A 5,087-nucleotide genomic window follows, 5' to 3' on the forward strand; every position below is an offset into this window, starting at 1 on the left:
CGGCAGGCCTGCCGGCGGGCCTCCACCAGCCTGTCGGGTCCGGCCGCACGGCCTGGCGGGGCTTGTGGCCCGCTCTGGCAGGCCGGCCCGGACGCGCGGGACCTTCGGTCCCGTGGTCTACCCGAATCGCTCTCGTCCGCGTCGCCGGGCGCTGCGAGCGTGAACGGTGTGGAGACGACATCCGACATCGTGGTGGGGATCGACGCCTCCGCTGACGCGGAGTCGGCCCTGCGCTGGGCCCGCGCCCACGCCGGGCTGACCGGCAGGCGGATACGGGCGGTGCTCGCCTGGGGCCCGGGCGGGCGCCCCCGGGTGGTCGACGACATCTCGCCGTCGGTCGGCGTCGACGACCTGGAGCGCGCGGCATCGCAGGTGCTGCACGACGCGGTCCGGCGGGCGGGGCTCGACGGCCTCGCGGTCGACGTCGTCGAGCGCACCGTCTACGACTCGCCGTCGGACGCCCTCGTGGAGGAGTCCCGGGACGCGCTGATGCTCGTCGTCGGTGCCCGGGGGCTCGCCCGGATGCGTCGGATGTTCGTCGGTTCGGTCACCGCGCGGTGCGCGCAGGAAGCGGCTGTTCCTGTGGTCGTCGTGCGTGGGCCGGCGCCACCACGGCCGGACGGCCGTCCGGTGCTGGTCGGTGTCGATGGTTCGCAGGGCTCGCTGGCCGCGCTGCGGTGGGCGGCGGTCCAGGCGGGGCTGCGTCGGGTCCCGCTGCGGGTCGCGCACTGCTGGCTGCCGGAGCCGCCGCTGGGCCCCGCCGACCTGCCAGCGTTCGACCTGCCAGCGTTCGACGAGGCGGTGCTGGAGAAAGCTGCCCGTCTCACTCTCGACACGGCCCTCGAGCGGGGGCTGGCGGGCCGTACCGAAACGGTTGCCACCCGTGCGGTTGCCACCCGTGCGGCTGTCGCCGATGTCGCCGTCGAAGCCGTGCTGGTGGCCGGCTCGGCGGCGCATGGCCTGATCATGGCTGCCCGGTCGGCCCAGCTGCTGGTGGTCGGCGCCCGTGGCCGTGGCGGGTTCGGCGGGCTGCTGCTCGGGTCGGTCGGCCACCAGGTCGTCACACACGCTCCGTGCCCGGTCGCTGTTGTCCGTTAGACCCGGCCCGGGCCGGGGGCGGCGCGATCGTTTCCTCGCGTGGCCCCTGATCCGCCCTGCCCAGCCTTCATGGGCCGCCGGCGGCGCGGCCACGCGTCCGCGCCGCCGGCGGCCGGAGTTCCCCGGTCGCTGAAAGGAACACCGATGAACCAGGAACACAGATGAGTCAGGACACGATTGCCCGCTGGCAGTTCGCGATCACCACCGTCTACCACTTCCTGTTCGTCCCACTGACGATCGGACTTTCGCTGCTGGTCGCCGGCATGCAGACCGCATGGGTCCGGACCGGCAGTGTCGAATGGCTTCGCCTGACCCGTTTCTGGGGCAAGCTGATGCTCATCAACTTTGCCATGGGAGTGGTCACCGGAATCGTTCAGGAATTCCAGTTCGGAATGAACTGGTCGGATTACTCGCGCTTTGTCGGGGACGTTTTCGGCCCGCCGCTGGCGATGGAGGCGCTGATCGCCTTCTTCCTGGAGTCGACCTTCCTCGGCCTGTGGATCTTCGGCTGGGACCGGCTGCCCAAGCGCGTCCACCTCGCCACCATCTGGCTGGCCTCGCTCGGCACCGTGATCAGCGCCTACTTCATCCTGGCGGCGAACTCGTGGATGCAGCACCCGGTCGGCTACCGGATCAACCCGGAGACCGGGCGGGCCGAGCTCACCTCGATCTGGCAGGCGCTGACGAACCCGACGCAGATCGTCACCTTCCCGCACGTGCTGTCCGCCTCGCTGCTCACCGGGGGTGCGGTGCTGGTCGGGCTGTCCTGTTGGCACCTGCGCAAGGGGCAGCAGGTCGACCTGCACCGGCGGGCCGTGCGGCTGGGCCTGGTCGTGTGTGCCGTGGCGTCGGTGGGGGTGCTGCTCTCCGGGCACTTCCAGGGCCAGGTCATGACCAGGCAGCAGCCGATGAAGATGGCCTCCGCCGAGGCGCTGTGGGACACCGAGAAGAGCGCGGGCTGGTCCCTGTTCGCCTACGGGGACGTCTCCCACGGCGAGAACAAGGTCGACATCAAGATCCCCTACATGCTGTCGTTCATGGCCACGAACTCCTTCACCGCGGAGGTGGAGGGGGTCAACGACCTGCAGGCCGCCGCGGTCGCCAAGTACGGCCCCGGCGACTACACGCCGGTCATGGGAGTCACGTTCTGGAGTTTCCGGATCATGATGGCGCTGGGCGGGGCCTACTTCGCGCTGGCGGCCTTCGGCCTGTGGCGGATGCGCCGCGGCGGGCTGCCCGGCGGACGCCATGTGCTGCTGGCGTTCGTGGGCGCCACCGTGCTGCCGTACGCGGCGAACACCGCGGGCTGGATCTTCACCGAGATGGGACGCCAGCCGTGGGCGGTGTTCGGCCTGCTGCGCACCTCCGACGCGGTCTCCCCGAACGTCTCCACCACCGCGGTGGTCCTGACGCTGGCCGGCTTCACCGTTCTCTACGGCACGCTCGCCGCGGTCGCGCTGCGCCTGTTCCTGCGGCACGGCACGCACGAGATCCCGGAGCTGAGCCCGACCGTGACCGTCGACGGCGAAGCGCGGCCCGGCGAGGCGTTGCCGTCACTGGCCTACTGACATCCCGGGATCAGGAGTAGGGCGATGCTTGAGGAGTTCTGGTTCGTGCTCGTCGCCGTCCTGTGGGTCGGCTTCTTCGTCCTGGAGGGCTTCGACTTCGGTGTCGCGGCCCTGCTGCCGGTGATCGGCCGTGACAACGAGACCGACCGCCGGGCGGTGCTCGGCACCATCGGCCCGGTCTGGGACGCGAACGAGGTGTGGCTGCTCACCGCCGGCGGTGCGATGTTCGCCGCTTTTCCGGAATGGTACGCGAGCCTGTTCAGCGGAGCGTATCTGGCGCTTTTCCTCATTCTGCTCTCGCTGATTGTCCGCGGGGTTTCCCTGGAATACCGGGGGAAGGCCACCACGGCGGCCGGGCGGGCCTGGTGCGACCGCGGGATCGTGTTCGGCGGGGCGTTGCCGGCGCTGCTGTTCGGCGTCGCCTGCACCAACATGGTCCGTGGCCTGGAGATGACCCCCGACCATCAGGTGACCAGCGGGTTCTTCGACCTGCTGAACCCGTACGCCCTGCTGGGCGGGGTGACCACAGCGCTGCTGTGCGTCCTGCACGGGGCGGTGTTCCTGTCGCTGAAGACCCGGGGTGAGATCCGGGCCCGGTCCCGCCAGGTCACCCGGGTGCTGATCCCGCCCGCGCTGGCCGCGCTGGCCGGGCTGGCCGGCTGGACGGTCGCGCTGCGCGGTGGGGTGCTGGTGGCCGCGGTGTCGGCGCTGGCGCTGGCCGCGCTCGGCGGCGCGGCGGCGGCCTGGTTCAACGAGCGGGACGGCTGGGCGTTCGCCGGCACGGCCGGTGCCATCGCGCTGATGGTGGCGAGCTGGTTCGTCGCGCTCTACCCGAACGCGCTGCCGGCGCTCGGCGCGCCGGAGAACAGCCTGACCATCAGCGACGCCGCCTCCGGGCACTACACACTCACGATCATGACGTGGGTGGCGGTGCTGTTCACTCCGGTCGTCCTCGGTTACCAGGCGTGGTCGTACTGGGTGTTCCGGCGGCGGCTGGTGGGGTCTGATGAAGCCGGTTGATCCGCGGCTGCTGCGGGTCACCCCGGCCCTGCGCGGCTACCTGCTGCGGCTGGGGGCGCTCGCGGCCGCCTCGGCCGCCCTGGTGATCGTCCAGGGGACCGTGCTGGCCGACGTCGTGGTGACCGGCCAGCAGGTGGCGGTCGGCGCGCTCACCGGGACGGGGGGCGTCGTCGCGCTGCTCGTCCTGGTCGCCGCCGCCCGGGCGGCGGTGGTCTGGCTGTCCGAGCGCACCGCCGAGCGCACCTGCCCGGCGGTGTCGGCCGGGCTGCGCCAGGCCATGCTCGGCGCGGTCGTCGACCGGACGGCCGGCGGAGTCGCCTCTGTCACCGATGGTAACCATCGTGGCGGAGCCGCCGCCGGCACCGGCGGTGACCATCGTGATCGTGACGGGGGAGCGGGGGCGCTCGCGGTCACCGCGGGCGCCGGCCTGGACGGCATGGACGCCTACCTGACCCGCTTCCTGCCCGCGCTGGTCATGGTCGTGGTCGTCCCGCCGTTCGTGCTGGCCCGGATCGCCGGCGCGGATCTCGCCTCGGCGGCGGTCCTGGCCGTGGTGCTGCCGCTGGTACCGGTCTTCATGGTGCTGGTGGGGCTGGCCACCCGTAACCGCACCGACCGGCAGCTGGCGGTGCTCAGCCGGCTGTCCGGGCACTTCCTCGACGTCGTCGAGGGCCTGCCGACACTGCGGATCTTCAACCGGGCGCGGCCCCAGGTGGCGGTGATCCGCCGGATCACCGACGCCTACCGGGGGCAGACGATGGCGGCGCTGCGCTGGGCGTTCCTGTCGTCGTTCGTGCTGGAGCTGCTCGCGACGCTGTCGGTCGCGCTGGTGGCGGTGTCGGTGGGGCTGCGGCTGGTCTCGGGCTCGCTCGATCTGGGCGCCGGACTGCTGGTGCTGCTGCTCGCCCCCGAGGTGTACCTGCCGCTGCGGCAGGTGGGGGCGCAGTACCACGCGACCGTGTCCGGGCTGACCGCCGCCGCCGCCGCGCTCGACGTGATCGACGCCACGCCGCCGTCGGGCCGCCCCAGCGCCGCGCTGGCGGCGCCGCCAGGCCATCAGGGCGCCGGGCTGGCGGCGCCGCCAGGCCACAGCCTGGCGCCCACCCGGTTCGGCACCCTGCGGCTGGACGGCGTCGACCTGCGCGGCACCGGGCAGGTCGACCTGGACATCCGCCGGGGTGAGATCGTCGCGCTGGTCGGGCCGAGCGGCGCGGGCAAGAGCACCGTGCTGGCGCTGCTGCGCGGGGCGCTGCGCCCCGCGCGCGGCCGGGTGCTGGTGGACGGCGTCGATCTCGCCGAGATCGACCCGGCCGGCTGGCAGGCCCGGGTCGGCTGGCTGCCGCAGCGGCCGCACGCCGTCTGCGGCGGCACGGTCGCCGACGAGGCGCGGCTGGGACGTCC

General features: G+C 72.7%; 4 protein-coding genes. All 4 read left to right on the forward strand.

Annotation, left to right across the window (positions count from 1 at the left end):
* The first annotated feature begins 159 nt into the window (after positions 1-159).
* Positions 160-1,098, forward strand: a complete 939-nt coding sequence (locus NBW84_RS17750; RefSeq protein ID WP_250285853.1) for a universal stress protein — start codon at positions 160-162, stop codon at positions 1,096-1,098.
* A gap of 161 nt (positions 1,099-1,259) precedes the next feature.
* On the forward strand, positions 1,260-2,666 hold the full coding sequence (locus NBW84_RS17755) for a cytochrome ubiquinol oxidase subunit I (RefSeq protein WP_250285854.1): 1,407 nt from the start codon (positions 1,260-1,262) through the stop codon (positions 2,664-2,666).
* 24 nt (positions 2,667-2,690) lie between these two features.
* On the forward strand, positions 2,691-3,686 hold the full coding sequence (cydB, locus tag NBW84_RS17760) for a cytochrome d ubiquinol oxidase subunit II (RefSeq protein ID WP_250285855.1): 996 nt from the start codon (positions 2,691-2,693) through the stop codon (positions 3,684-3,686).
* The coding region (locus tag NBW84_RS17765) for an ATP-binding cassette domain-containing protein (RefSeq protein WP_250285856.1) at positions 3,673-5,087 on the forward strand (1,415 nt) is incomplete at its 3' end. The genes cydB and NBW84_RS17765, both read left to right, overlap by 14 nt.

It is taken from the genome of Protofrankia sp. CiP1_Cm_nod2 (genome assembly GCF_920664355.1).
GTDB lineage: Bacteria > Actinomycetota > Actinomycetes > Frankiales > Frankiaceae > Protofrankia.